Below are 25,832 nucleotides of genomic sequence, written 5' to 3' on the forward strand. Positions count from 1 at the left end.
ATGCCCGGGCTCGAACCTCTGGTGGCGGGTGCGCCCGTCCTGATCGCCGGCGCCCGGGTGACCGGCCGGGCCATCCTGGGTGCGCTGACCCGGTTCGGTGCCGTGGCCACACTGTGCGACGACGACCCGGCCATGCTGAGCCCATACGCCGAAAATGGCGTTCCGACAGTCGATCCCGCGACGGCAATCGAGCAGATTGCCGAGTATGCGCTGGTGGTCACCAGCCCGGGATTCCAGCCGTCGGCGCCGGTACTGGCCGCCGCCGCGGCGGCGGGCGTGCCGATCTGGGGTGACGTCGAGCTGGCCTGGCGCCTCGACGCCGCGGGGAGTTATGGGACGCCGCGCCGCTGGCTGGTTGTGACCGGGACCAATGGCAAGACCACGACGACGTCGATGCTGCATGCCATGTTGATCGCCGGCGGCCTGCGCAGCCTGCTGTGCGGCAACATCGGCGACCCGGTACTCGACGTCCTGGACCAGCCGGCCGACCTGCTGGCCGTGGAACTGTCGAGTTTCCAACTGTTCTGGGCGCCGTCGCTGCGGCCCGAGGCGGGTGTGGTGCTCAACATCGCCGAGGACCACCTGGACTGGCACGCGTCGATGGCCGAGTACACCGCGGCCAAGGCCCGGGTCCTGAGCGGCCGGGTCGCGGTCGTCGGGCTGGACGACGGCCGCGCCGCCGCACTGTTGAGCACCGCGGCAGCGCCGGTGCGGGCGGGTTTCCGGCTGGGCGAGCCGGCCGTGGGGGAACTTGGCGTGCGCGACGGTCAGCTGGTCGACCGCGCGTTTGCCGACGACCTGGCCCTGCTACCGGCCGCGTCCATCCCGGTGCCGGGCCCGGTGGGCGTGCTCGACACCCTGGCCGCGGCGGCGCTGGCCCGCAGCGTCGACGTGCCGGCCGAGGCGATCGCCGAGGCCATCTCGACGTTTCAGCCGGGCCGGCATCGCAGCGAGGTCGTCGCGGTGGCCGACGGAATCACCTACGTCGACGATTCGAAGGCGACCAACCCGCACGCCGCCGAGGCGTCGGTGCTGGCCTACCCGCGGGTGGTGTGGGTGGCCGGCGGTTTGCTCAAGGGCGCATCGCTGGACGCGGAGGTCGCCAGAATCGCATCCCGGCTGGTCGGCGCGGTACTGATCGGCCGAGACCGCCAAGAGGTTGCCGAGGCGTTATCGCGACACGCGCCCGATGTCCCCGTCGTCCAGGTTGTGACAGGCGAGGATGCTGGTATGCATGCGACTGCTGATACTAAAGTGACAAAAGTTGACAGTGTGGGGGATAGTCTCGGCGCTCGTGTGATGACCGCAGCTGTGGCGGCGGCCCGTGATTTGGCCAAGTCGGGCGATACGGTGTTGCTGGCACCGGCCGGGGCCTCGTTTGACCAGTTCAGCAGCTACGCCGACCGTGGTGACGCATTCGCGGCCGCCGTGCGCGCGGCGCTGCGGTAGGCGGGTGTGGGTAGCGCGCTGACCCGGCGCCTTCGCCGGGGCAACAAGAAGATCGAGGCCCCGCCGGCGGTGACGGCGGATTCCGTCTTGGAAGATGCCACGACCTTGGAAGATGCCACGGCCGACGGCGAGGCGCCCACCGACGCGATGGAGGCAACCGAGGCCACCGAGGCGCCCGAGAGCGCCGAGCGCACCGAAATCTCCGACGTCCCCGAGCCGGACGAGGCGACCACGGCCCAGCCGGCCCAGGCGGCAAAAGTCCAGCTCAAGGATCCGCAGCACAGCCCGCGCGCCCGGTTCGGCGCCTGGCTGAACCGGCCGATGACGTCGTTTCACCTGATCGTCGCGATCGCCGGGTTGCTGACCACGCTGGGGCTGACCATGGTGCTGTCGGCCTCGGGCGTGCGGTCCTACGGCGACGACGGGTCGGCGTGGGTGATCTTCGGCAAGCAGGTGTTGTGGACGGTCATCGGGGTGTTCGGGGCCTATGTCTCGATGCGGCTGCCGGTGCGGTTCATCCGGCGGGTGGCCTTCCCGGCCTACGTCGTCACGATCGTCCTGCTGGTGCTGGTGCTCGTTCCCGGCATCGGAAATCTCGCCAACGGCTCGCGGAAGTGGTTCGTCGTCGCGGGCTTCTCGATGCAGCCCTCTGAGCTGGCCAAGATCGCGTTCGCCATCTGGGGTGCACACCTGCTGGCGTCGCGGCGCCTGGATCGGGCCTCGCTGCGCGACATGCTGATCCCGCTGGTTCCGGCGGCCGTCATCGCGCTGGGGCTGATCGTGGCCCAGCCCGACCTCGGGCAGACCGTGTCGATGGGCATCATCCTGCTGGCCCTGCTGTGGTACGCCGGATTGCCGCTGCGGGTCTTCGGGACGTCCCTGCTCGCGGTGTTCATGGCCGGCGCGGTGCTGGCGATGTCGGCCGGTTACCGGTCGGACCGGGTGCGCTCCTGGATCAACCCCGAAAACGACCCGCAGGACACCGGCTACCAGGCCCGTCAGGCGAAATTCGCGCTGGCCCACGGCGGTATCTTCGGCGACGGCCTCGGTCAGGGCACCGCCAAGTGGAACTACCTGCCCAACGCGCACAACGACTTCATCTTCGCGATCATCGGCGAGGAGCTCGGGTTCATCGGCGCGTTCGGGCTGCTGGCGCTGTTCGGGCTGTTCGCCTACACCGGGATGCGGATCGCGCGCCGCTCGGCCGACCCGTTTCTGCGGCTGCTGACCGCCACCACGACGATGTGGATCCTCGGGCAGGCCTTCATCAACATCGGCTACGTGATCGGCGTGCTGCCGGTGACCGGCCTGCAGCTGCCGCTGATATCCGCAGGTGGAACATCGACGGCCGCAACGCTTTTCATGATCGGCATCATGTGCAACGCGGCACGCCATGAGCCGGAGGCGGTGGCCGCGCTGCGCGCCGGGCGCGACGACAAGATGAATCGGCTGCTGCGGCTGCCGCTGCCCGAGCCGTACTCGCCGACCCGCCTTGAGTCGTTTCGCGATCGCAAGCGCGCGCCGCAGCGACCGTCGCGGCCGCCCGCCCCGGCACGCGGCCGCAAGGCCCCCGCCCGCAAAGCCGAGCCACCCGCCCGCAAGGCCGCGCGCCAGCCCGAGCCGCCGCTGCGGCCGGTTTTCCCGCGGACAGCCGCCCGCGCGAAAACCCGCTCAAGGCATCATGGTTCTGATCAGCGCTACCCGAGACAGGGAGCCGGTCAGCGTCAAACACGGCGCGCTCGCGCATTGGAAGGTCAGCGTTACGGGTGAACCACACGATCAAGGAGCCGGCCGGCGGGCAGGGGGTTAGTCCCTCGCCCGCCGGTACCGCATCATCGGCCCGGCCATCGGTCAAGGCCGGCTTGTCGGTCGTGTTGGCCGGCGGCGGCACCGCCGGCCATGTGGAGCCCGCGATGGCCGTCGCCGACGCCCTGCGCGCGCTGGATCCGCAGGTCAGGATCACCGCGCTGGGTACCGCGCGCGGACTCGAGACCAGGCTGGTGCCCGCGCGCGGCTACCACCTCGAGCTGATCACCCCGGTGCCGCTGCCCCGCAAACCCGGCGGTGACCTGGCCCGGCTGCCACCGCGGGTGTGGCGCGCCGTGCGCGAGACCCGCGCGGTGCTCGACTCCGTCGACGCGGACGTGGTCGTCGGATTCGGGGGCTACGTGGCCCTGCCGGCCTACCTGGCCGCCCGCGGCATTCCCGGGATCCGGCGTCGCGTCCCGGTGCTGATCCACGAGGCCAACGCCCGCGCTGGGCTGGCCAATCGGGTCGGTGCCCGGTCCGCGGACCGGGTGCTGTCAGCGGTGCCGGATTCCGGGCTGCGGCACGCCGAGGTGGTCGGGGTGCCGGTCCGGGCGGCCATCACCACGCTGGACCGCGCGGCACTGCGCGCACGGGCGCGGGCACACTTCGGGTTCGCCGAGGACGCGCGGGTGTTGCTGGTGTTCGGCGGTTCGCAGGGCGCGGTCTCGCTCAACCGCGCGGTCTCGGCCGCCGCCGCCGACCTGGCCGCAGCGGGCGTGTCCGTCCTGCACGCGCATGGGCCCAAGAACACCCTTGAGCTGCGCGAACCGGAAGCCGGCGATCCGCCGTACCGGGCAGTGCCGTACCTCGATCGGATGGACCTGGCCTACGCGGCCGCCGACCTGGCGATCTGCCGGTCCGGGGCGATGACGGTCGCCGAGGTGTCGGCCGTCGGCCTGCCGGCCATCTACGTTCCGCTCCCGATCGGCAACGGCGAGCAGCGGCTCAACGCGCTGCCGGTCGTCAACGCCGGCGGTGGCATGGTCGTCCCGGACGCCGCCCTGACGCCGGACGTCGTGGCCCGCGAGGTGGCCGGGCTGCTCACCGACCCGCCGCGGCTGGCGACGATGACCGCGGCCGCCGCCCGGGTGGGGCATCGGGACGCCGCGCTCCAGGTCGCCGAGGCGGCCCTGGACATCGCCCGACAAGCACGCGACAGCGGGCCGCTGTCCGGCCGGAGGGGCGGGAAGACGCCGTGACCGCCGACCAGTTGCCGCCCGAGCTGCACCGGGTGCACATGGTGGGCATCGGGGGAGCCGGCATGTCGGGCATCGCCCGCATCCTGCTGGACCGGGGCGCGCAGGTATCGGGGTCCGACGCCAAGGAGTCCCGCGGTGTGGACGCGCTGCGGGCTCGCGGCGCGCTGATCAACATCGGGCACGATCCGTCGTCGCTGGACCTGCTGCCCGGCGGCCCCACCGCGGTCATCACCACCCACGCCGCGATCCCGAAGACCAACCCCGAGCTGGTCGAGGCCCGCCGCCGCGGCATTCCGGTGCTGTTGCGGCCGACGGTGCTGGCCAAGCTGATCGCCGGGCGCACCACGCTGATGGTCACCGGCACCCACGGCAAGACCACCACGACGTCGATGCTGATCGTGGGGCTGCAGCACTGCGGGCGCGACCCGTCCTTCGCGGTGGGCGGGGACCTCGGCGAGGCCGGCACCAACGCCCACCACGGCAGCGGCGACTGTTTCGTCGCCGAGGCCGACGAAAGCGACGGCTCGCTGCTCGAGTACACACCCGACGTCGCGGTGGTCACCAATATCGAGATCGATCACCTCGATTTCTACGGCAGCGCCGACGCCTACGTCGCGGTCTTCGACTCGTTCGTCGAACGGCTGACCCCGGGCGGGGCGCTGGTGGTCTGCACCGACGATCCGGGGTCGGCGGCGCTGGCCCGGCGCAGCAGCGAGCTGGGCATCCGGGTGCTGCGCTACGGCTCCGGCCCGCCGGGCGAGCCCGGCCGGGAGGCCCCCGCAAGCGGGAGGTACCCCCAGGCCGCCACGCTGCTGTCCTGGGAGCAACAGGGCACCGGCGCGGTCGCTCACATTCGGCTGGGTGACGGGCCGGTGCGGGCGATGCGGCTGTCGGTGCCCGGACGGCACATGGCGCTCAACGCGCTCGGGGCGTTGCTGGCCGCGATCGAGGTCGGCGCCCCGACCGACGAGGTGCTCGACGGGCTGGCCGGTTTCGAGGGCGTGCGCCGCCGCTTCGAGCTGGTCGGCACGGTGGGATCGGTGCGGGTGTTCGACGACTACGCCCACCATCCGACCGAGATCAGCGCCACGCTGGCCGCGGTCCGCACGGTCGTCGAGCAGGGCGGCGGGGGTCGCTCGCTGGTGGTGTTTCAGCCCCATTTATATTCGCGGACAAAGGCTTTCGCGGCGGAGTTCGGTCGCGCGCTGGATTCCGCCGACGAGGTTTTCGTCCTCGACGTGTACGGCGCCCGGGAACAGCCGCTGGCCGGTGTCAGCGGTGCCAGCGTCGTCGAGCACGTCAGTGTGCCGGCACGCTACCTGCCGAACTTTTCCGGGGTCGCCGAGCAGGTCGCCGCCGCCGCAGGTCCCGGGGACGTGATCGTGACGATGGGCGCGGGCGACGTGACGCTGCTGGGCCCCGAGATCATGACCGCGCTGCGGATGCGGGCCAACCGCGGCGCGCCCGGTGCGCCGGGAGTGTTGCGATGACCGAGCCCAACGACACCACACCCACCGACCTGGTCGCCGATTCGGCCGCCGAGCCCGGCGAAACAGGCCCAACCGTCGCCCCTGCCGAGTCGGCCGAGAACGCGATCACCGAACCGATCCCCGTCGACGAACCGCGACGCGCTCAACCCGAGGACGAGCAAGCCGAATTCGAGGGGCCACGCCGCCGGGCCCGCCGCGAACGGGCCGAGCGCCGCGCCGCGCAGGAACGCGCGACCGCGATCGAGCAAGCCCGCCGCGAGGCCAAGCGCCGGGCCAGCGGGCGCATCGGTAGCGGGCCCGACGGCCCGAAAAAGCCCGCGCGTGGCGTCGTCCGGGGCTTGAAGATGTTGCTCGCGACGGTGATGTTGGTGATCGTCGGGGTCGGACTGGCGCTGATCCTCTACTTCACCCCAGTGATGTCGGCGCGCAACATCGTGGTCACCGGCACCGGCGCGGTGACCCGCGAAGAGGTCCTCGACGCGGCGCAGGTGCGAGTCGGCACACCGCTGCTGCAGATCAACACCAACCAGGTCGCCGACCGGGTGGCGGCGATCCGCCGGGTGGCCAGCGCCCGGGTGCAGCGCCAGTACCCGTCGGCGCTGCGGATCACGATCTTCGAGCGAGTTCCGGTGGTAGTGAAGGACTTTCCCGACGGCCCGCACCTGTTCGACCGCGACGGCGTGGACTTCGCCACCGGCCCGCCGCCGCCGGCGTTGCCGTATATCGACGTCGCCAACCCCGGGCCGAACGACCCGACGACCAAGGCCGCGCTGCAGGTGCTGTTGGCGCTGCGCCCCGAGGTCGCGGGCCAGGTGGGCCGGATCGCGGCACCGTCGCTGGCCTCGATCACCCTCACGCTCGGCGACGGGCGCGTGGTCATCTGGGGCACCACCGACCGCACCGATGAGAAGGCCGAAAAGCTCGCCGCCCTGCTCACACAGCCGGGTAAGACCTACGACGTGTCCAGCCCGGATTTGCCGACCGTCAAGTAGCGAACTGCCCTCCGGGCACGCCAAACGTGAAAAAAATGACCAAAAATTGCGCGCGGCGCGTCGGCGCGCCTGCGGGGTTAGTGCGCGTAGTACCCATACCGTTCTGGTTGCGCGGAAGTACTTGACATAACTCTAACTCTATGGTTGAGGTTGAGAGTTTGCCAGGGGGAGCCGCCACTGTACCCGTAAGAACCGAATCCCCACCAGGGAGGAAGACGAGATGATGACCCCCCCGCATAACTACCTGGCCGTCATCAAGGTTGTGGGTATCGGTGGCGGCGGCGTCAACGCCGTCAACCGGATGATCGAACAGGGCCTCAAGGGCGTCGAGTTCATCGCGATCAACACCGATGCGCAGGCACTGCTGATGAGCGACGCCGACGTCAAGCTCGACGTGGGCCGCGACTCCACCCGCGGATTGGGCGCCGGCGCCGACCCCGAAGTCGGGCGCAAGGCCGCCGAGGACGCCAAGGACGAGATCGAAGAGCTGCTGCGCGGTGCCGACATGGTGTTCGTCACCGCCGGTGAAGGCGGCGGAACCGGAACCGGCGGGGCACCCGTCGTCGCCAGCATCGCGCGCAAGCTGGGCGCGTTGACAGTCGGCGTCGTCACCCGGCCGTTTTCGTTCGAGGGCAAACGACGCAGCAACCAGGCCGAAAACGGCATCAACTCGCTGCGCGAGAGCTGTGACACCCTGATCGTGATTCCCAACGACCGGCTGCTGCAGATGGGTGATGCCGCGGTATCGCTGATGGACGCGTTCCGCAGCGCCGACGAGGTGCTGCTCAACGGCGTCCAGGGCATCACCGACCTGATCACCACGCCGGGTCTGATCAATGTGGACTTCGCCGACGTCAAGGGCATCATGTCCGGCGCCGGCACCGCGCTGATGGGCATCGGATCCGCACGCGGAGAAGGTCGTTCGCTCAAGGCCGCCGAGATCGCGATCAACTCGCCGCTGCTGGAAGCATCGATGGAAGGCGCCCAGGGCGTGCTGATGTCGATCGCCGGCGGCAGCGACCTGGGCCTGTTCGAGATCAACGAGGCCGCTTCGCTGGTGCAGGACGCCGCCCATCAGGACGCCAACATCATCTTCGGGACCGTGATCGACGACTCGCTGGGCGACGAGGTGCGCGTCACCGTCATCGCGGCGGGCTTCGACGCGGCCGGGCCGGGACGCAAACCCGTGGTCGGCGCCGGCGCCGACAAGGGGGAGAAGGCCGGCGGTGCACACCGGATCGAGTCGGCGAAGGCGGGCAAGCTCACCTCGACGCTGTTCGAACCGGTCGACGCCGTCAGCGTGCCGGTGCACACCAACGGCGCGACGCTGAGTATTGGTGGCGATGACGACGACGTCGATGTGCCGCCCTTCATGCGCCGCTGAGAACGGCCATGCGCACCCGGCCACCCGACGGGGACGGCCGGCGGGCAACGAAATCTCCGGATACTGGTCCTGTGAGCGTTCGCATTCGACGAGTGACGACCACCCGCGCGGGCGGCGTCTCGAAGCCGCCCTTCGACACCTTCAATCTCGGCGACCATGTCGGTGACGACCCCGCGGCGGTGGCCGCCAATCGTGACCGGCTGGCTCGCGCGATCGGCCTGGGAGCACACCGGGTGGTGTGGATGAACCAGGTGCACGGCGATCGGGTCGAGGTTGTCGACAAGCCGCGGGGTGCCGCGTTCGACGACACCGACGCCTTGGTGACGCGCACGGCCCGGCTGGCGCTGGCGGTGGTGACGGCCGACTGCGTGCCGGTGCTGCTGGCCGACGCGCGCGCCGGGGTGGCCGCGGCGATCCACGCCGGGCGCGTCGGCGCGCAGCGTGCAGTGGTGGCTCGCACGGTCGAGACGATGCTGAAACTGGGCGCGCGGGCCGAGGACATCTCGGCGCTGTTTGGTCCGGCGGTCAGCGGACGCAACTACGAAGTACCCGCGGCGATGGCCGACGAGGTCGAAGCTGCGCTGCCCGGCAGTCGCGTCACCACGGCGAAGGGAACGCCCGGACTCGACCTTCGAGCCGGAATCGCTTGCCAGCTAAAGGATTTGGGCGTTATCTCGATCGACATCGATCCGCGCTGCACGGTCGAGGACCCCGCCCTGTTCAGTCATCGTCGCGACGCGCCGACCGGGCGGCTGGCGTCACTGGTCTGGATGGAGTGACCTCGATGGCGGTTGGAATGTCGGACTTGGGATCGAGTCAGGGCGGCCGCGAAACTGAATTGACTCATGCGTTGGCGGCAATGCGTTCGCGACTAGCGGCGGCCGCGGAAGCCGCGGGTCGCAATGTCAGCGAAATTGAACTACTCCCAATTACCAAATTCTTTCCGGCTACCGATGTCGCGATTTTGTCTCGATTGGGTTGTCGGTCGGTGGGCGAATCCCGCGAACAAGAAGCGGCGGCAAAGGTGGCGGAACTCACTCGCTTGGCAGGGTCTTCGGCGGCTTCCGGGCCGCATCAGGATTCGCGAGAGTTGCACTGGCACATGGTGGGACAGATTCAGCGCAAGAAGGCTCGTGCGCTGGCCCGCTGGGCGCACACCGCCCATTCGGTCGACAGCTCGCAACTGGTAACGGCGCTGGAACGGGCGGTAACGGCGACGTTGGCCGAGGGTGGACGCCAGGATCCACTGCGCGTCTACGTTCAGGTCAGCCTGGACGGCGACGTCTCGCGCGGCGGCATCGACATCGCGGCGCCGGGGACTGTCGACGAGGTCTGCGCGCAGGTCGAACAGTCGCCGGGCCTGGTCCTGATGGGACTGATGGGCATTCCGCCGCTGGATGCCGACCCCGACGCGGCCTTTGAGCGGCTGCGATCCGAACACCTGCGGGTGCTCGAGGCGCACCCGAATGCGCTCGGTTTGTCCGCCGGGATGTCCAACGATTTCGAAATCGCCGTGAAACACGGTTCGACGTGTGTGCGTGTCGGTACCGCGCTAATGGGCCCGCGGAGGCTACCGTCACCGTGAATAGTCACTTTAGTCACGCCTTCATCACAGACAACAGAAATCCCAGGGGCTAGAAGGGGTCGTACGCAATGAGCACACTGCACAAGGTCAAGGCCTATTTCGGTATGGCCCCAATGGACGACTACGAAGACGAGTACTACGACGACCGTGCGCCGTCGCGCGGTTTCCCTCGTGCTCGCTTCGACGAGGGCTACGGCCGCGGTTATGACGGCCCCGACTACGACGACCCACGTGGCGAGCCCGGTGACTACGCGCCTCCCGGTTACCGCGGCGGTTACGCCGACGAGCCGCCGCCGTTCCGCGGCCGCGAGTTCGACCGACCCGACATGGGCCGTCCGCGTCTGGGGTCGTGGCTGCGCAGCGGTTCGACCCGCGGCGCGCTGGCCATGGACCCGCGCCGGATGGCGATGATGTTCGAAGAGGGCCACCCGCTGTCGAAGATCACGACGCTGCGGCCCAAGGACTACAGCGAGGCCCGCACCATCGGCGAGCGGTTCCGCGACGGGACCCCGGTGATCATGGACCTGGTGTCGATGGACAACGCCGACGCCAAGCGGCTCGTCGACTTCGCGGCCGGGCTGGCGTTCGCCCTGCGTGGCTCGTTCGACAAGGTGGCGACCAAGGTGTTCCTGCTGTCGCCCGCCGACGTCGACGTCTCGCCGGAGGAGCGCCGCCGGATCGCCGAAACCGGTTTCTACGCTTACCAATAACCCCATCCGCCCCGCCTGGGCGCGGGGTCAGGTGTTGGGCGCTCGTCTGCCGATGCGGCCCATCTGAGGTGTCCGCTCAACGGCGAGTCGGTACTCTTGCGGTTGCCACGCTGTCGCGCGGGGATTGACATCTCATCGGTAAGGTCGGGCTCTCGTTGGTGCTGTTCTTTCAGATCCTTGGGTTTGCGCTGTTTGTCTTTTGGCTGCTACTCATCGCTCGGGTCGTCGTCGAGTTCATCCGGTCGTTCAGCCGTGACTGGCATCCCACCGGCATCACCGTCGTGATCCTGGAGATCATCATGTCGATCACCGATCCGCCGGTGAAGCTGCTGCGCCGGCTGATCCCGCAACTCACCATCGGGGCGGTCCGCTTCGACCTCTCGATCATGGTGCTTCTGTTGGTCGCGTTCATCGGCATGCAGCTTGCTTTCGGCGCCGCGGCGTGAGCCGTGTTATGTGCCGCGGGCTCTAAGCGACGGTTTGGCCACGGATCGGCCTCGGTTTGATGCGCGCGATTTGCAAATTCTAAGGATTGAGATTTTATGACTCTTAGTGTTTGAAATTGGTTCTTATTTATTGGGCTAATCGGCAACCGCCGGGTCTGGTGTGACAGGATGGGCGGCAGTTGCACAACCGCTGCCACTCCGTTCTACACTTTTGAGAACGTTTGACGGGAACTTGAGGGGACGAAACAATGCCGCTTACACCAGCCGACGTCCACAATGTGGCGTTCAGTAAGCCGCCTATTGGCAAGCGCGGTTACAACGAGGACGAGGTTGACGCGTTCCTCGACCTGGTGGAAAACGAGCTGACACGGCTGATTGAAGAGAACTCCGATCTGCGCCAGCGGGTCGAGGAGCTCGACCGTGAATTGGCCGCCGGTGGCGGCGCCGTCCCCGCTGCGCAGCCCGCTCCTGTTGCCGCCCCCGTCTTCGAACCCGAGCCCGAGCCGGAACCCGTCAAGGCGGCGCCCGCCCCGGTGGCCGCGACCGGCACCAACGAGGAGCAGGCCCTCAAGGCGGCCCGCGTGCTCAGCCTGGCCCAGGACACCGCCGACCGGCTGACCAGCGGTGCACAGGCCGAGTCGGAGAAGCTGCTGTCCGATGCGCGTGCCAACGCCGACCAGATCCTGACCGAGGCCCGCCAGAGCGCCGAAGCGCAGGTCGCCGACGCCAAACAGCGTTCCGAAGCGATGCTGGCCGACGCGCAAACCCGCTCCGAGGCGCAGTTGCGTCAGGCCCAGGAGAAGGCCGACGCCCTGCAGGCCGACGCCGAACGCAAGCACTCCGAGATCATGGGCACCATCAACCAGCAGCGCACCGTGCTGGAAGGCCGCCTCGAGCAGCTCCGCACCTTCGAACGCGAGTACCGCACCCGCCTGAAGACCTATCTCGAGTCCCAGCTCGAGGAACTCGGCCAGCGCGGATCGGCGGCGCCCGTCGACTCCAGCGCGGACGCCGGTGGGTTCGATCAATTCAATCGGGGTAGTAACTAGCCGGAAGCAGTGCCGCACGCCATGTTTGGCACACTGATGTGCACTGGACCTGGCTGGTCCCGCCCTGTGGCTGGAGGATGACCGATGCTGATTATCGCGCTGGTACTGGCCCTGATTGGGCTGGTGGCCCTGGTGTTCGCGGTCGTGACCAGCAACGAGCTGGTGGCCTGGGTGTGCATCGGCGCCAGCATCCTCGGTGTGGTGTTGCTGATCGTCGACGCCCTGCGGGAGCGGCAGCGTCGCGGCACGAGTGACGAAGCCCACGACGAGCAGCCGGCCGAAGACGCCGAAGCCGAGGCGGTCGACTACCCGGAGGAAATCGCGGACGAAAGCGCCGAGACGCCGGCCGACGACGAGACGGTGGCGGCTCGTGGCGAGGACTCGGCCAAGTAATTTCAGCGCGTCGGCGTACTCAGAAGCTGGCGCACCTCCTGATCGCCGACCTGGTGAAAGTCGCCGTACACCTGCCCGACGGCTTCGAATCCGGGCGGCATCGTCGTGCACACAACGTCGTCGGCCACCTGCGCGAGTTCGCGGCAGGCCGACGGCGGTCCGACCGGGACAGCGACGACGATCGACACCGGCGCGGCCGCCCGGATAGCCTGGACGGCGGCCAGCATGCTGGCGCCGGTGGCGATGCCGTCGTCGACCAGGATCACGATCTTGCCCCGCGGGTCGGCGGGCGGGCGGCCACCCCGGTACGCATGCTCACGTCGCGCCAGCTCGGCCGTCTCGCTATCGATGACCTCCCGCACCTGCTCTTCGGTGATATGCAGGCTGGCCACCACGTTGTCGTTCATCACCACACCGCCGCCGCTGGCCAGCGCGCCCATCGCGAGCTCCGAGAAGTGCGGCAGCCCGAGCTTGCGCACCAGGAACACATCCAGCGGGGCGTGCAGGGCCGAGGCGATCTCCCAGGCGACCGGAAGGCCGCCGCGCGCCAGCCCCAGCACTAGCACGTTGCCCTTTTCGCGGTAGGGCATTAGCTGCCCGGCCAGCGCGCGACCGGCTTCGTGGCGGTCCCCGAAGGTTCGCGAGGCTCGCGTAGCCGAGCGGCGAAGGAAGCCGTTCCGTGGGTTCATGGCCAGTGGCACAGTTTACGCGCCGCGGACCCTGCTGATCGAATAGCTTGTGCATCAATGGGATTGGCTAGCCGAAGGCGGGCAAACATTCGCCCCCGGCCAATACACTGCTCTGGTGACGTCACTCGAGGTGGATCTGGCGGTTATCGGCTTCGGCAAAGGCGGCAAAACCCTGGCGGGCGCTTTGGGCAGGCGCGGCTGGCGGGTGGTGATGATCGAGCAGTCGCCGTTGATGTACGGCGGCACGTGCATCAACATCGGCTGCGTCCCTACGAAATCGATGGTGTTCCGCTCCGAGCACCTCGACGCGGCCACCGCCCATCCGGATCGCTACCGCGAGGCCATCACCGCCACCGCGCAGTTGACCGCGTCATTGCGCGACATCAACTATGCGGCGCTCGATCGGATCGAAACGGTGACGGTGCTGACCGGCCACGCATCCTTCACCGATTCACATGTATTGAATGTCAAAACCATTGACGGACAATCGATTACCGTGACCGCGCAATGGATCGTGGTCGGTACCGGCTCGCGCCCGGTGTTGCCGCCGATCCCCGGCCTCGCCGATGCGCCCGCCGTGTACACCAGCACGGATCTGCTCGGCGAGGCCGCGCTGCCGCGGCGGCTGACCGTGCTGGGCGGTGGCTACGTCGGTGTGGAATTCGCGGCGATGTACGCCGCCTACGGGTCGCAGGTGTGCATCCTCGACCGCGGTCCGCGCGTGCTGAGCCGCGAGGACGACGATGTTGCCGACTGCGCCCGGGACATCCTTATCGGGCGCGGCATCGACATGGTCACCTCGGCGGCGGTCAGCGCCGTCTCCGCCAACGCCGGCGGCGGCTCGACCGTTTCCTACCGGGTCGACGGCGTCACGCGAACCGTCGACACCGACGCCATCCTGGTGGCGCTGGGACGCGAACCCGTCACCGACGGGCTCGACCTGGACGCGGCGGGCGTGGAGACGACGGCCGCGGGCGCGATTGTGGTTGACGACCACCTGCGCAGCAGCCAGCCGCATATCTTCGCGGTCGGCGATGTCAACGGCGGACCGCAGTTCACCTACATCTCGCTGGACGACTACCGGGTCGTGCTTTCGCAGCTGGCCGGCGATGGCAGCCGGAGCACCGCGACCCGTATGGCGGTGCCCTACGCACTGTTCATGACGCCCCCGCTGGCGCGGGTCGGCCTCACCGAAAAGGCCGCCAGGGAAACGCACGACGTCAAGGTCGCCACCATGCGGGTTGCCGAGATGGCAACGATGCCTCGGGCGCGGATCGTCGGCGAGGATGCCGGCCTGATGAAGGTCGTCGTCGATGCCGACAGCGATACCATTCTCGGCGCGGCGCTGCTGTCCTACGACTCGCACGAGGTCATCAACACGGTGGCGCTGGCGATCCGGCACGGCATTACCGCCACGGAGCTGCGGGATTCGATCTACACCCACCCATCGATGACCGAGGGGTTCAACGGCTTGCTCGCGGCGCTTTAGTCGCCTCGCATCGCGGCCACCACTTCGGCGGTATCGGCGACGTGATGCGCCAAGAAGGCGTAGTTCACCAGCGCGGCCGGGTAGCCGTCACCGCGGGTCGGATGCCGCGGCCCCGCCGTGGCATCGCGGAAGACGGTGACCTCGAAGCCCTGCTCGAGCAGATCCCGCAGGTGCGATTCCACGCACATGTTGGCGAGCATCCCGCACAGCACGATCTTGGTGATCCGCCGTTTGCGTAGTTGCAGGACGAGGTCATTGGTCTGTGGACCCCACACCTTGTGCGGGCTGGCGACGACGGTAGTCGCGTCCTCGATGAACGGTTTGAGCACGTCGAGCCAGTCGGCACCGGATTCGGCGAACCCGTCCAGGCTCAGCGCGCCGACACGGCCAAAGCTGTTGGTAGCCAGCTCGTCTGACTCGAGTGGGCCGTTGAAGAGCCACTTGTGGTCGGTGGGGTAGAAGTAGTGCGGTGAGACGAACAGTCCATAGCCGTGCGCCTTGGCGGCGGTGAAGATGTCGACCAAATGCTCGACGGTTTTGTTCTCGGTGACGCTGGCCTCCAGGACGGCCCAGTTCACCCCGTTGGGGCTCAGCACGTCGTTTTGCGGATCGATGACGACGACCGCGGTTTCGGCGGGGTCGTATTCCACTACGACTCCTGACTCGCGATTTTGCAAATGTGTCCGAGGGGGGACTTGAACCCCCACGCCCATTAGTAGGGCACTAGCACCTCAAGCTAGCGCGTCTGCCATTCCGCCACTCGGACCAGACCAACGAGAGTTGGCAGCTAAGGCTAGCGGATCGGCCCGCGCGAGCCCAACTTAGCTCGCCGACGAGTCGCCGCGAGAGTTCCGCTGCCTGAACCCGGCAACGGCGGCAGTGGTAGGAAAGGTGGTTGTGACAGTTGAGAACGGAGTTCCCAACCATCCGAGCGACGATGTGGTCGAAGTCGTCAGCAGGCTGATCCGGTTCGACACCACCAATACCGGGGACCCCGAGACCACCCAGGGTGAGGCCGAGTGTGCTCACTGGGTGGCCGAGCAGCTCGCCGAGGTCGGCTACCACCCCGAATACCTCGAATCCGGCGCGCCCGGACGGGGCAATGTCTTCGTTCGCCTGCCGGGTGCCGACCGCTCACGGGGCGCGCTGCTGATCCACGGGCATCTCGACGTGGTGCCGGCCGAGCCCGCCGACTGGAGTGTGCACCCGTTCTCGGGCGCCGTGGAGGACGGCTACGTCTGGGGTCGCGGCGCGGTCGACATGAAGGACATGGTCGGCATGATGATCGTCGTCGCCCGCCAGTTGAAGCAGGCGGGCATCGTGCCGCCGCGCGATCTGGTGTTCGCGTTCGTGGCCGACGAAGAGCACGGCGGCAAGTTCGGGGCACACTGGCTGGTCGACAACCGCCCCGACCTGTTCGAGGGCATCACCGAGGCGATCGGCGAGGTCGGCGGGTTCTCGCTGACCGTGCCGCGCCGCGACGGCGGCGAACGCCGGCTGTATCTGATCGAGACGGCCGAGAAGGGCATCCAGTGGATGCGGCTGACCGCCCGCGGGCAGGCGGGGCACGGCTCGATGGCCAACGACCGCAACGCGGTCACCCTGCTCGCCGAGGCGGTCGCCCGGATCGGCCGTCACCAGTTCCCGCTGGTGCTGACCGACACCGTCGCGGAGTTCCTGGCCGCGATCAGCGACGAGACCGGCCTGACCTTCGACGCCCAGTCCGACGATCTGGACGGCGCGATCGAAAAGCTGGGCCCGATGGCCCGCATGCTGTCGGCGGTTTTGCGCGACACCGCAAACCCGACGATGCTCAAGGCGGGGTACAAAGCCAACGTGATCCCCGGGACCGCCGAGGCGGTGGTGGACTGCCGCGTGCTGCCCGGCCGGCTGGCCGCATTCGAGGCCGAGATCGACAAGTTGATCGGGCCGGACATCACCCGGGAGTGGATCAGGGACCTGCCGTCGTATGAGACGACGTTCGACGGCGATCTCGTCGAAGCGATGAATGCCGCGATCTTGGCTGTCGACCCGGACGGCCGTACGGTGCCATACATGCTCTCCGGTGGCACCGATGCGAAAGCCTTCGCGCGCTTGGGAATTCGCTGCTTCGGCTTCGCGCCGCTGAAGCTGCCGCCGGAATTGGATTTCGCTTCGCTGTTCCACGGTGTCGACGAGCGGGTACCCGTCGATGCGCTGCGGTTCGGCACCGACGTGCTGGCCCACTTCCTGACCCACTGCTAGAAAACTCACCGAAACGAGAGGATCGCCCATGAGTTCGCCGTCCGACCCGTATGACGCCCTGCCCAAGCTGCCGTCGTTCAGCCTGACCTCGACCTCGCTCACCGACGGCCAACCGCTGGCCAAGCCGCAAGTCAGCGGCATCATGGGTGCCGGGGGAGAAGACATCAGCCCGCAGCTGAGCTGGTCGGGATTCCCCGCGGAGACCCGCAGTTTCGCGGTCACCGTGTACGACCCCGACGCCCCGACGGCCTCCGGGTTCTGGCACTGGGCCGTCGCCAACCTGCCGGCCGACGTCACCGAACTGCCTGCGGACGCGGGTGACGGTCGTGAGCTGCCCGGCGGCGCTTTGGAGCTCGTCAACGACGCCGGCATGCGCCGCTTCATCGGCGCCGCGCCGCCGCCCGGACACGGCCCGCACCGCTACTACGTCGCGGTGCATGCGGTCGACGTCGACAAGCTCGACCTCAGCGAGGATGCCAGCCCGGCGTTCCTGGGCTTCAACCTGTTCCAGCACGCGATCGCGCGGTCCTACATCGTCGGCACCTACGAACAGAAGTAGGTGAGCGCTCGCGCGTGCGTGCTCGTCCTACCGGGCGGCCGCGTGCGCAGCGATGAGGCGTCGCGGTGGTGGCAGCCGGCCAACATCCGGATGATGTTGGTCGCTGCCGCCCTGCGGTGGCGGCTGGGCCGCGGCGCCGAGGTGCGCCGGGTCCAGTACCGGCTGCGCGGCTGGAACAGCCCGCGTTACGACCCGGTGGTCGACGCGACCGCGGTGTTCGATGCCGTCCGTCGCCGTTTCGAGCCGAAAAACATTGTGCTGGTTGGCCACTCCATGGGCGGTCGAGTCGCGACTCGACTGGCCGCCGGCGGGCAGGTCGGCGCGCTGGTCGCGCTGGCGCCGTACTGGCCCCGGGACGACGGTGACCTGATCGAGGCGCCGACCCGGCTGCTGGTCGTGCACGGCACCGCCGATACCCGCACCGATCCGCAGGCCTCACGCGTCCAGACGCTGCGGGCCCGTGAGCGCGGGCTGGACGCGCAGTGGGTGGGAATCGAGGGTGCGGGCCATTCGATGGTGCGGCCGTACTTCGAATGGCACCGTCGCACAGGCGATTTCGTCGCCGAATATCTTTCGGGCCGCGCCTAGGCCGCGGCCCTTGTCGGTGGGCGGCAATAGCCTCCGGCCATGCGTTCTGTAATTGATCTGGCCGGGTCCGAGGTTGCCCTCGACGCCGCGCTGCTTGGTATTTCCAAGTTGTCGTTCGAGGGACTTACCACTGCCGAGCTGTGGGAGTTGCTGGAACGCTACGACTTCATGATGGGGAAGCTGGCGGCGCGCAAATACGAGCTCACCAGCCCCTTCTCGCGGCATCGCAACACCTAAATCACTCAAATCACTTGAGTCACTACCGTTTCAGTGGTCTCGCGCAGGACGTTCTTGTCGGTGGGCCTCGGTATCATTCGAACATGCGTTCGAGTAGCCGCGAGGAGATCCAAGCGGATTTCGACGCGCTGCGTGGCGCGGTGTCACGTGTCGTCGGGCATTCGTTTGATGCGTTGACCACTCCGGAGCGGTTGGCGTTGTTGGAGCGCCTCGAACGCGAGACACGGCGGCTCCGGGTACCGGGGCATGAGTTGATCAATCAGGTTGCCGAGCAGGCTACGCCGGAAGAGCTGGGCGGCAAGGTTTCTCATGCCTTGGCCGACCGACTGCGCATCTCTCGTGGCGAGGCCGGCCGGCGAATTGCCGAGGCCGCCGATTTAGGGCCGCGGCGCGCGATCACCGGCGAGCCGCTGCGGCCGCTATTGACCGCGACCGCTGAGGTCCAGCGCGACGGCAAAATCGGCCCATCCCACATCTCGGTGATCCGCCAGTTCTTCGACCGGTTGCCGCAGTCGGTAGACATTGAGACCCGGGAATGCGTCGAGAGGGATCTGGCCGAACACGCCGCCCAGTATCGGCCCGAGCAGCTCGCTAAGCTCGCCGACCGGCTGGCCGCTTGCCTGAATCCCGACGGCAACTACACCGACGAGGATCGTGCCCGCCGACGCGGATTCGTCCTGGGCAAGCAGGACATGGACGGCATGTCCCCGGTGCGGGGCTGGCTGACGCCGGACGCGCGCGCCACCGTGGAGGCGGTGTTAGCCAAGCTCGCCGCGCCGGGGATGTGCAACCCCGAGGACGAAACGCCTGTCATCGACTGCCCGTCCGATGACGCACCACGCGACCTCCGATCGATGGCCCAACGTAACCACGACGGCCTCCACGCCGCGCTACGGGCACTGCTGGCCAGCGGAAAACTCGGACAGCACAACGGTTTACCGGCCACGATCATCGTCACCACCACGCTGAAAGACCTCGAAGCGGCGACCGGCACGGGCCTTACCGCTGGAGGCGCCCTGCTACCGATGACCGACGTGATCCGCCTGGCCCGCCACGCCCATCATTACCTGGCGATCTTCGACGAGGGTGATGCCATCGGGCGGTATCACACCAAGCGATTGGCTTCACCCGGTCAACGAATAGTGCTCTACGCCAAGGATCGTGGTTGCACACACCCCGGCTGCGACGTGCCCGGCTACTTGTGCGAGTTGCATCACGTCGAGGACTGGGCCAGCACGCACCGCACCGACATCGACCAGCTCACCTTCGCGTGCGGTACTCATCACAAACTTCTCGAGACCGGCTGGACCACCCGAAAACGCAGAGACGGTGCGACCGAATGGATTCCACCACCGCATCTCGACCACGGCCAGCCGCTAATCAACACGTTCCATCATCCCGAGAACGTCTTGGTCGACGGCGAAGACGGTGCGGCCTAGCCCGGCGGGGTGCCGGGCAGCCGCTCCGCCGATCCGACCGCATCGCTCAGCGACGCGAAGCCGCCGTCGTGCAGCCGCTTCGCGATACCGTCGTGAATATGCTTGGGCCACAAGCCGCCTCCGTAGATGAAGCCGGTATAGCCCTGCAGCAGTGACGCGCCCGCGGTGATCCGCTCCCACGCGTCGTCGGCGTACTCGATGCCCCCGACGCTGATCAGCACCAGGCGATCACCGACCCGGCGATACAGCCGGCGCAGCACCTCGGCGGCGCGGTGTGCCACCGGCGGCCCGGAAATGCCACCAGGGCCCAGCTCGACGACGCCCGGCGTGCGCAGGCCGGCGCGCGACACCGTGGTATTGGTCGCGACGATGCCGGCTAGCCCCAGCTCGACGGCCAAGTCCGCGATGTCGTCGACGTCGGAATCGGAGACGTCGGGGGCGATCTTCACCAGCACCGGCACCGACGTCTCGGCGAGCACGGCTGACAGGATCGGCCGCAGCGACTCGACCGCCTGCAGATCCCGCAGCCCCGGCGTGTTGGGCGAGCTGACGTTGACCACCAGATACGACGCCAGCGGGCCGAGGAGCCGGGCGCTGGCGCGGTAGTCCTCGACGGCCTCGGCGGCGGGTGTGGCCTTGGTCTTGCCGATGTTCACCCCGATCGGCACATCCGGCCGCTGGCCGGCGAGACGGCCGGCCAGCGCCGCGGCGCCGTGATTGTTGAACCCCATCCGGTTCAGCAGTGCCCGATCCTCGGGCAGCCGGAACAGGCGCGGCGCCGGATTGCCGGGCTGTGGGTGCGCGGTGACGGTCCCGACCTCCGCATACCCGAAACCCAAGGCACCCCAGGTACTGAGCCCCATGCCGTCCTTGTCGAACCCGGCGGCCAGCCCGAGTGGCGCGGGGAAATGCACCCCGAACACCGTGCTGGACAACACCGGATCGGTCGGGCCCAGCAGCCGGTGCAGCAGCCGCCTCAACACCCCGGCGGACGTCGCACCGCGCAGGGCGGTGAACACCAGCGTGTGAATGCGCTCGGGCGGGACCAAGAAAAACAGCCGACGCAGTACGCCGTACAGACCGCTATCCACCGTCACAGTTCCGGCTGATCGGGCCGCCGGTCACTGACACGAGATTTCTTGCGGCGCAACAATACCCGTCTGCTGCCGTCGTTATACAGTCGCACTCGGGTCAGCTCCCAGCCGCGGTACTCCGCCTCGATGGACAGCCGGATCGAGGCGGTCAGCCTGGTCACCTCCGGCGGCAGGCGCAGCGGCACCCACTCGTAGTCGTCCGACATATCCGCGACCCAGCCCGCCGGCAGCCGACTCCACCGCGGCGCCGTCAACGTGTTCCCGCCGCGCGCTCGATGACCTGGACCCCCGCCCCGGACCCCGACACCACGTACAACGTGTCCGAAGCCTCGTCAAAGGCCAACGAGTTGGGTTGCTGCACAGTTGGGTAACGCACCTTTTCGACGGGAATTCCGGTTGATAAATCGTAACCAATAACAGTATTCGATGCGGTTTGAGACACCCAAGCCAAATCGCGCGAGCCCGCCAATCCATGCGGGGCCTGCCGCACCGGGTAGGCCTGCCGCAGGATCAGCGGGTCGACGCCGTACACCAGCAGTTCGTCGCCGCGGGTGTCGGCCACCAGGACCCGGCCCGCCGGATCGGCGGCCATCGTGGTCGCGCCGGCGCCGGCTCGCAGCGACTGCGCGACCCGGCCGTCGGCGCCGATCGTCGTCACCGAGGTCTGACCGCGATCCAGTACCACGGTGGTATTGCCTTGCGTGACAAGCCAATCGACCCGGGCGAAGATCTTCGTCCGGTTCTCGACGGCACCGCCAGACGAACCCAACGTGTACACGGCGCCGTCGGCGCTGCCCAGCACCAGCTTGCCGTCGGCACGGCGCGCGATCGCGGTGAAATCCACGTTCTCGGCGACATGCACCCGTGCAACATGGCCGTCGGCCAGATCCAGCACGACGTAGCCGCCGCGGGTGGCCAGGTAAACCGTGCCGTGGCCGTCCCTGGTCAACGCCCCAGCCGGTCCCGGCAGGCCGATCACACGCGGCGTGACCTGCCCTGGACCGAATATCGCGACGCTCGCGGAAGCCGCGGGATCGCCGCCGGGGGTCAACACCGCCAGTTGGTGAGTGCCGCCGTCGAACACCGTCGCCGTCGCAGCCCCGGCCAACGGACGCACGGTGCCGACCGGGTGCTGCGATGCCGGCGGCGACTGGGCGGGGCGCGCCGCTTCAATGGTCGGCGGGGCGCTTGCGAGCGGATTCGATGAACAACCGGCGATCAATATCAGCAAAGTGACAAGGCCAACAAAACATCGCTGAACTGTAAGTTTCTCGCGCTTAAGCCGTGATAGCAACAACCAACCTTGATTCGCCGGACGTGGAATACAAATTGTAAGGAACGGTTCCGCATCCAATAGGCCGATGTTGTCCACATCCGCCCGTACTGGAGAGGTATGGTCGAATTATGACCGTCACCGCAGACCGGCATACCGCGGACAATGAGTTTGCTGTCGAGGACATTTCGACAGGAATCTTCGCGAGCGGATATGGGCAAGTCGGTGACGGACGCAGCTTTTCGTTTCACATCGAACATCGTTCGCTTGTCGTCGAAGTTTACCGGCCCTGCCTTACCGGGCCCGTTCCGCAGGCTGAGGACGTGGTCGCGACGGCGGTCCGCGGTCTGGTCGACATCGATGTCACCGACGAGCGCAGTCTGACCGCCGCGGTGCGCGACTCGGTCGCCGCGGCGATTCCCGTCCCGCGCTAGTCGCTTCGGGTAGCGGCCTACCACACCAGGTACGGTCGTCGTCGTGGCAGCGGTTTCGGTGATGTCGTGGTGGCAGGTCACTGTGCTGTCGGTAGTCCAGGGTTTGACGGAGTTTCTTCCGGTCTCGTCGTCCGGACACCTGGCGATCGGCACGGTGGCGGCGACATGACCGTCATCCTGTTGCGCCACGGCCGCTCGACGTCGAACACCGCCGGCATCCTGGCCGGCCGCTCCGAGGGGGTCGACCTCGACGACAAGGGCCGCGAGCAGGCCATGGGGCTGATCGACCGGATCGGCGACCTGCCGATCCGCGCGGTCATCACCTCGCCGCTGCTGCGCTGCCGGAACACGGTCGCGCCGCTGGCCGACGCGCTGTGCCTGGAGCCGCTCGTGGAGGACCGGCTCGCCGAGGTGGACTACGGCGACTGGACGGGCCGCAAGATCGGCGAGCTGACCAACGAGCCGCTGTGGCGGGTGGTGCAGGTGCACGCCAGCGCGGCGGTGTTTCCCGGCGGTGAGGGCTTGGCGCAAGTGCAGTCGCGCGCGGTCGCCGCCGTGCGGGAACACGACCGGCGGCTCGGCGAGGAGCACGGCGGCGACGCGCTGTGGTTGGCTTGCACTCACGGTGATGTCATCAAGTCGTTGATCGCCGACGCGTGCGGCATGCATCTGGACGGGTTCCAGCGCGTCACCGCCGACCCGGCGTCGGTGAGTGTGATTCGATACACCCCGCTGCGGCCGTTCGTGGTACACGTCAACCACACCGGTGGACGGCTGGCCGCGGCGTTACGCGCGGGTCCGCCGCCCAAGACCGACGCCGAAAGCGACAAATCAGAAGAGCCGCAACAACAACCGGCCGAAGCGACGCCATCGAGCGACGCGGTCGTCGGGGGAACCACTGACTAACTCGGTTGCAGCAACCGAATCGAATCGCCTTGCGACGGCAACAGCCGGTATTTTGGAGGTGCCATGGCTCGCGCAATCCATGTATTCCGTACACCCGACCGCTTCGTGGCCGGGACCGTTGGTCAGCCCGGAAATCGCACGTTCTACATCCAAGCGGTGGGCGATTCGCGAGTGGTGTCCGTGGTGCTGGAGAAGCAACAGGTCGCCGTGCTCGCCGAGCGCATCGGTGCACTGCTGCTCGAGGTGAACCGCCGGTTCGGCACACCTGTCCCACCGGAACCGGCCGAGGTCGACGATCTCAACCCGCTCATCACGCCCGTCGACGCGGAGTTCCGGGTCGGCACGATGGGCCTCGGCTGGGACTCCGAAGCCCAGACCGTCGTCGTCGAACTGCTTGCCGTCACCGATGCCGAGTTCGACGCCTCGGTGGTGCTCGACGACACCGACGAAGGCCCCGACGCGGTGCGCGTGTTCTTGACCCCGGAGTCGGCGCGGCAGTTCGCCACCCGATCCAATCGCGTGATCTCGGCGGGACGCCCGCCCTGCCCCCTGTGCGAGGAACCGCTGGACCCCGAGGGCCACATCTGCCCGCGCGCCAACGGCTATAAGCGCAGCGCGCTACTCGGATCCACCGATGACCCCCCGGAATAACGAGCATGACGATCGCGAGGTCTTGCGGGACGGCGAGCTGACGGTTCTCGGACGGATCCGCTCGGCCAGTAACGCCACCTTCCTGTGCGAGTCCACGCTCGGCGACGCCAGCGTGCACTGCGTCTACAAGCCGATCTCCGGGGAGCAGCCGCTCTGGGACTTCCCCGACGGGACGCTGGCCGGCCGCGAACTCGCCGCGTATCAGGTCTCGACGCGGCTGGGCTGGAACCTGGTGCCCTACACCATCATTCGTCATGGGCCGGCGGGCCCGGGCATGTTGCAGCAGTGGGTGCAGCAGCCCGGTGACGCGGTGGACAGCGATCCGCGACCGGGCCCGGATCTGGTGGATCTGTTTCCCGCCGACCGGCAGCAGCCGGGTTATCTGCCGGTGCTGCGGGCCCACGACTACCGCGGCGACGAGGTCGTCCTGATGCACGCCGACGACATTCGCTTGTGGCGGATGGCGGTGTTCGACGTGCTGGTCAACAATGCCGACCGTAAGGGTGGGCACGTGCTGCGCGACCTCGAGGGCCACGTCTACGGCGTCGACCACGGCGTATGCCTGCACGTCGAGAACAAGCTGCGCACCGTGCTGTGGGGATGGGCCGGCAAGCCGATCGACGAAGACACCCTGGCCTCGGTTGCCGGCCTGGCCGACGCGCTCGGCGACGGATTCGGCGATGCGCTGGCCGGCCAGATCACCCGCACCGAGATCGCGGCGCTGGGCATGCGGACGCACGCGTTGCTGGACAACCCGGTGATGCCCACGCCCAATCGGCATCGCCCCATTCCCTGGCCCGCGTTTTAGGGTCCGGCTTCGCCGTCGGCGATACTGAAGCGGTGAGCCCGGCCGCCCCCAAAACGCGCAATGAGATGACTGACGCCGAATTGGCCGCCGATCTCGCCGCCGACGCGGGGGAACTGCTGCTGAAGGTGCGTGAGGAGGTCGGGTTCGGCCATCCCTGGATGCTCGGCGACGCCGGCGACAGCCTGGCCAACGAGTTGATCCTGCGCCGGCTGCGGGCCGAGCGTCCCGACGATGCGGTGCTCAGCGAGGAAGCCTACGACGACCTCGAGCGGCTCAAGCACGACCGGGTCTGGATCATCGACCCGGTGGACGGCACCCGCGAGTTCTCCACTCCCGGGCGTGACGACTGGGCGGTACACATCGCGCTGTGGCAGCGCTCCTCCACCGGCCAGCCCGAAAAGAATGGCGAAATCACCGACGCCGCAGTCTCTTTACCCGCGCGCGACAACATCGTGTATCGCAGTGACACCGTAAACGACAGCCAGGCCCGGGTCGGGATTCCGCACACACTGCGGATCGCCGTCAGCGCCACCCGGCCACCGGCCGTGCTGCACCGTATCCGGCAGTCGCTGGCGATCCAGCCGGTGGGGATCGGCTCGGCGGGCGCCAAAGCGATGGCCATCATCGACGGCGACGTCGACGCCTACCTGCACGCCGGCGGCCAATGGGAGTGGGATTCGGCCGCGCCGGCCGGGGTGGTGATGGCCGCGGGCATGCACGCGTCACGGCTGGACGGCTCGCCGATGCGCTACAACCAGGAAGATCCGTACCTACCCGACTTCGTGATGTGTCGTGCGGAGGTGGCGCCGATCTTGCTCGGCGCCATCCGCGACGCATGGCGCTAACCGGCCCGGCCTAGCCTGGATTGCCCGCCTTCTCAGCCGCCCGCTGCGCGGGCCGCATCGTCGGCGGGCC

At 68.2% G+C, this 25,832-nt stretch carries 28 protein-coding genes, 1 tRNA gene and 1 pseudogene; 24 read left to right on the forward strand and 6 right to left on the reverse strand.

The genetic code is table 11. The features are described 5' to 3' along the window. From murD to G6N54_RS01245, 12 genes are all read left to right on the forward strand, one after another. Positions 1–1,449 (forward strand): UDP-N-acetylmuramoyl-L-alanine--D-glutamate ligase, encoded by a 1,449-nt coding sequence (murD, locus tag G6N54_RS01190; protein ID WP_163788204.1) that lies wholly within the window; start codon positions 1–3, stop codon positions 1,447–1,449. 6 nt (positions 1,450–1,455) lie between these two features. Next, positions 1,456–3,219, forward strand: coding sequence for a putative lipid II flippase FtsW (ftsW, locus tag G6N54_RS01195; RefSeq protein WP_372513272.1), 1,764 nt, complete (start codon positions 1,456–1,458; stop codon positions 3,217–3,219). Continuing rightward, on the forward strand, positions 3,216–4,457 hold the full coding sequence (gene murG / locus G6N54_RS01200) for an undecaprenyldiphospho-muramoylpentapeptide beta-N-acetylglucosaminyltransferase (RefSeq protein ID WP_163788206.1): 1,242 nt from the start codon (positions 3,216–3,218) through the stop codon (positions 4,455–4,457). The genes ftsW and murG overlap by 4 nt, the downstream gene beginning before the upstream one ends. Continuing rightward, on the forward strand, positions 4,454–5,947 hold the full coding sequence (gene murC / locus G6N54_RS01205) for a UDP-N-acetylmuramate--L-alanine ligase (RefSeq protein WP_163788207.1): 1,494 nt from the start codon (positions 4,454–4,456) through the stop codon (positions 5,945–5,947). The genes murG and murC overlap by 4 nt, the downstream gene beginning before the upstream one ends. Then, positions 5,944–6,939, forward strand: coding sequence for a cell division protein FtsQ/DivIB (locus tag G6N54_RS01210; protein ID WP_163788209.1), 996 nt, complete (start codon positions 5,944–5,946; stop codon positions 6,937–6,939). Before murC ends, G6N54_RS01210 begins: the two co-directional genes overlap by 4 nt. 223 nt (positions 6,940–7,162) lie before the next feature. Then, positions 7,163–8,323: a cell division protein FtsZ gene (ftsZ, locus tag G6N54_RS01215; protein WP_163794388.1), complete on the forward strand. Its 1,161-nt coding sequence runs from the start codon at positions 7,163–7,165 to the stop codon at positions 8,321–8,323. A gap of 71 nt (positions 8,324–8,394) precedes the next feature. Continuing rightward, the gene (gene pgeF, locus G6N54_RS01220) at positions 8,395–9,102 is read left to right on the forward strand and encodes a peptidoglycan editing factor PgeF (RefSeq protein WP_179969143.1); all 708 of its coding nucleotides are present in this window, start codon (positions 8,395–8,397) and stop codon (positions 9,100–9,102) included. 17 nt (positions 9,103–9,119) lie between these two features. Beyond that, positions 9,120–9,908: a YggS family pyridoxal phosphate-dependent enzyme gene (locus G6N54_RS01225; protein ID WP_232073707.1), complete on the forward strand. Its 789-nt coding sequence runs from the start codon at positions 9,120–9,122 to the stop codon at positions 9,906–9,908. 68 nt (positions 9,909–9,976) lie between these two features. Next, a complete protein-coding gene (locus G6N54_RS01230) occupies positions 9,977–10,618 on the forward strand; it encodes a cell division protein SepF (RefSeq protein ID WP_085220446.1) in 642 nt (213 codons plus the stop codon). Between the two features lie 155 nt (positions 10,619–10,773). Beyond that, a complete protein-coding gene (locus tag G6N54_RS01235) occupies positions 10,774–11,064 on the forward strand; it encodes a YggT family protein (RefSeq protein WP_163788216.1) in 291 nt (96 codons plus the stop codon). 248 nt (positions 11,065–11,312) lie between these two features. Next, entirely contained in the window at positions 11,313–12,113 is an 801-nt protein-coding gene (gene wag31 / locus G6N54_RS01240; protein WP_163788218.1) for a DivIVA-like cell division protein Wag31, read from the forward strand. Between the two features lie 84 nt (positions 12,114–12,197). Next, positions 12,198–12,506 carry a cytochrome d ubiquinol oxidase subunit II gene (locus G6N54_RS01245; protein WP_163788220.1) on the forward strand — a complete coding sequence of 103 codons (309 nt, stop codon included), beginning with the start codon at positions 12,198–12,200 and terminating at the stop codon, positions 12,504–12,506. A 2-nt stretch (positions 12,507–12,508) separates the two neighbouring features. Here the strand turns inward: G6N54_RS01245 and G6N54_RS01250 are convergent, their stop codons facing one another. Continuing rightward, on the reverse strand, positions 12,509–13,195 hold the full coding sequence (locus G6N54_RS01250; protein WP_163788221.1) for a phosphoribosyltransferase: 687 nt from the start codon (positions 13,193–13,195) through the stop codon (positions 12,509–12,511). A 115-nt stretch (positions 13,196–13,310) separates the two neighbouring features. Here G6N54_RS01250 and G6N54_RS01255 point away from each other — a divergent pair, with 115 nt between their 5' ends. Beyond that, on the forward strand, positions 13,311–14,684 hold the full coding sequence (locus G6N54_RS01255; RefSeq protein ID WP_232073204.1) for an FAD-dependent oxidoreductase: 1,374 nt from the start codon (positions 13,311–13,313) through the stop codon (positions 14,682–14,684). On the opposite strand, the gene G6N54_RS01260 is transcribed toward G6N54_RS01255, so the two are convergent. Then, positions 14,681–15,334 carry an isochorismatase family protein gene (locus tag G6N54_RS01260; RefSeq protein WP_163788223.1) on the reverse strand — a complete coding sequence of 218 codons (654 nt, stop codon included), beginning with the start codon at positions 15,332–15,334 and terminating at the stop codon, positions 14,681–14,683. The genes G6N54_RS01255 and G6N54_RS01260 overlap by 4 nt on opposite strands. 30 nt (positions 15,335–15,364) lie before the next feature. Further along, positions 15,365–15,450 (reverse strand) — tRNA-Leu (locus tag G6N54_RS01265). Between the two features lie 131 nt (positions 15,451–15,581). On the opposite strand from G6N54_RS01265, the gene G6N54_RS01270 reads away from it, so the two are divergent. From G6N54_RS01270 to G6N54_RS01290, 5 genes are all read left to right on the forward strand, one after another. Next, complete coding sequence (locus G6N54_RS01270) at positions 15,582–16,928, forward strand: M20/M25/M40 family metallo-hydrolase (protein ID WP_163788225.1); 1,347 nt, start codon at positions 15,582–15,584, stop codon at positions 16,926–16,928. A gap of 28 nt (positions 16,929–16,956) precedes the next feature. Further along, a complete protein-coding gene (locus G6N54_RS01275) occupies positions 16,957–17,487 on the forward strand; it encodes a YbhB/YbcL family Raf kinase inhibitor-like protein (RefSeq protein ID WP_163788227.1) in 531 nt (176 codons plus the stop codon). Further along, entirely contained in the window at positions 17,488–18,075 is a 588-nt protein-coding gene (locus G6N54_RS01280; protein WP_163788229.1) for an alpha/beta fold hydrolase, read from the forward strand. It begins immediately after the preceding gene. Between the two features lie 39 nt (positions 18,076–18,114). Continuing rightward, positions 18,115–18,312, forward strand: coding sequence for a hypothetical protein (locus tag G6N54_RS01285; RefSeq protein WP_163788230.1), 198 nt, complete (start codon positions 18,115–18,117; stop codon positions 18,310–18,312). A gap of 83 nt (positions 18,313–18,395) precedes the next feature. After that, complete coding sequence (locus G6N54_RS01290; RefSeq protein WP_163788232.1) at positions 18,396–19,751, forward strand: HNH endonuclease signature motif containing protein; 1,356 nt, start codon at positions 18,396–18,398, stop codon at positions 19,749–19,751. Here the strand turns inward: G6N54_RS01290 and G6N54_RS01295 are convergent. From G6N54_RS01295 to G6N54_RS01305, 3 genes are read right to left on the reverse strand one after another with little or no spacing between them, the layout of a single operon-like run. After that, positions 19,748–20,830, reverse strand: a complete 1,083-nt coding sequence (locus tag G6N54_RS01295) for a quinone-dependent dihydroorotate dehydrogenase (RefSeq protein WP_163794392.1) — start codon at positions 20,828–20,830, stop codon at positions 19,748–19,750. The genes G6N54_RS01290 and G6N54_RS01295 overlap by 4 nt on opposite strands. A 14-nt stretch (positions 20,831–20,844) precedes the next feature. Next, on the reverse strand, positions 20,845–21,099 hold the full coding sequence (locus G6N54_RS01300; protein WP_163788234.1) for a DUF5703 family protein: 255 nt from the start codon (positions 21,097–21,099) through the stop codon (positions 20,845–20,847). After that, positions 21,096–22,139, reverse strand: coding sequence for a YncE family protein (locus G6N54_RS01305; RefSeq protein ID WP_163788236.1), 1,044 nt, complete (start codon positions 22,137–22,139; stop codon positions 21,096–21,098). Before G6N54_RS01305 ends, G6N54_RS01300 begins: the two co-directional genes overlap by 4 nt. A gap of 110 nt (positions 22,140–22,249) precedes the next feature. On the opposite strand from G6N54_RS01305, the gene G6N54_RS01310 reads away from it, so the two are divergent. The 6 genes and pseudogenes from G6N54_RS01310 to G6N54_RS01335 all read left to right on the forward strand — a co-directional run bounded on the left by G6N54_RS01310 (position 22,250) and on the right by G6N54_RS01335 (position 25,762). Further along, entirely contained in the window at positions 22,250–22,552 is a 303-nt protein-coding gene (locus tag G6N54_RS01310; protein ID WP_163788237.1) for a hypothetical protein, read from the forward strand. A 61-nt stretch (positions 22,553–22,613) separates the two neighbouring features. After that, a pseudogene (locus G6N54_RS01315) lies at positions 22,614–22,700 on the forward strand (undecaprenyl-diphosphate phosphatase); the annotation flags it as partial. A gap of 17 nt (positions 22,701–22,717) precedes the next feature. Beyond that, a complete protein-coding gene (locus tag G6N54_RS01320; RefSeq protein WP_163788239.1) occupies positions 22,718–23,458 on the forward strand; it encodes a histidine phosphatase family protein in 741 nt (246 codons plus the stop codon). Positions 23,459–23,521: 63 nt separating this feature from the next. After that, a complete protein-coding gene (locus G6N54_RS01325) occupies positions 23,522–24,109 on the forward strand; it encodes a DUF3090 domain-containing protein (protein WP_163788240.1) in 588 nt (195 codons plus the stop codon). After that, positions 24,093–24,917: an SCO1664 family protein gene (locus tag G6N54_RS01330; RefSeq protein ID WP_163788242.1), complete on the forward strand. Its 825-nt coding sequence runs from the start codon at positions 24,093–24,095 to the stop codon at positions 24,915–24,917. Before G6N54_RS01325 ends, G6N54_RS01330 begins: the two co-directional genes overlap by 17 nt. 65 nt (positions 24,918–24,982) lie before the next feature. Continuing rightward, positions 24,983–25,762, forward strand: a complete 780-nt coding sequence (locus tag G6N54_RS01335; RefSeq protein ID WP_163788244.1) for a 3'(2'),5'-bisphosphate nucleotidase CysQ — start codon at positions 24,983–24,985, stop codon at positions 25,760–25,762. Positions 25,763–25,832 lie beyond the last annotated feature (70 nt).

It is taken from the genome of Mycobacterium stomatepiae (genome assembly GCF_010731715.1).
Lineage (GTDB): Bacteria > Actinomycetota > Actinomycetes > Mycobacteriales > Mycobacteriaceae > Mycobacterium > Mycobacterium stomatepiae.

What these genes read in the sequence shown, in the direction of transcription:
- ftsZ (WP_163794388.1), top strand. Translation starts at nt 7,163, where the DNA reads ATGACCCCCCCGCATAACTACCTGGCCGTCATCAAGGTTGTGGGTATC.
- G6N54_RS01325 (WP_163788240.1), top strand. Translation starts at nt 23,522, where the DNA reads ATGGCTCGCGCAATCCATGTATTCCGTACACCCGACCGCTTCGTGGCC.
- G6N54_RS01225 (WP_232073707.1), top strand. Translation starts at nt 9,120, where the DNA reads ATGTCGGACTTGGGATCGAGTCAGGGCGGCCGCGAAACTGAATTGACT.
- G6N54_RS01320 (WP_163788239.1), top strand. Translation starts at nt 22,718, where the DNA reads ATGACCGTCATCCTGTTGCGCCACGGCCGCTCGACGTCGAACACCGCC.
- G6N54_RS01250 (WP_163788221.1), bottom strand. Translation starts at nt 13,195, where the DNA reads ATGAACCCACGGAACGGCTTCCTTCGCCGCTCGGCTACGCGAGCCTCG.
- murD (WP_163788204.1), top strand. Translation starts at nt 1, where the DNA reads ATGCCCGGGCTCGAACCTCTGGTGGCGGGTGCGCCCGTCCTGATCGCC.
- G6N54_RS01310 (WP_163788237.1), top strand. Translation starts at nt 22,250, where the DNA reads ATGACCGTCACCGCAGACCGGCATACCGCGGACAATGAGTTTGCTGTC.
- G6N54_RS01275 (WP_163788227.1), top strand. Translation starts at nt 16,957, where the DNA reads ATGAGTTCGCCGTCCGACCCGTATGACGCCCTGCCCAAGCTGCCGTCG.
- G6N54_RS01230 (WP_085220446.1), top strand. Translation starts at nt 9,977, where the DNA reads ATGAGCACACTGCACAAGGTCAAGGCCTATTTCGGTATGGCCCCAATG.
- G6N54_RS01210 (WP_163788209.1), top strand. Translation starts at nt 5,944, where the DNA reads ATGACCGAGCCCAACGACACCACACCCACCGACCTGGTCGCCGATTCG.
- G6N54_RS01335 (WP_163788244.1), top strand. Translation starts at nt 24,983, where the DNA reads ATGACTGACGCCGAATTGGCCGCCGATCTCGCCGCCGACGCGGGGGAA.
- G6N54_RS01285 (WP_163788230.1), top strand. Translation starts at nt 18,115, where the DNA reads ATGCGTTCTGTAATTGATCTGGCCGGGTCCGAGGTTGCCCTCGACGCC.
- G6N54_RS01245 (WP_163788220.1), top strand. Translation starts at nt 12,198, where the DNA reads ATGCTGATTATCGCGCTGGTACTGGCCCTGATTGGGCTGGTGGCCCTG.
- wag31 (WP_163788218.1), top strand. Translation starts at nt 11,313, where the DNA reads ATGCCGCTTACACCAGCCGACGTCCACAATGTGGCGTTCAGTAAGCCG.
- G6N54_RS01330 (WP_163788242.1), top strand. Translation starts at nt 24,093, where the DNA reads ATGACCCCCCGGAATAACGAGCATGACGATCGCGAGGTCTTGCGGGAC.
- G6N54_RS01290 (WP_163788232.1), top strand. Translation starts at nt 18,396, where the DNA reads ATGCGTTCGAGTAGCCGCGAGGAGATCCAAGCGGATTTCGACGCGCTG.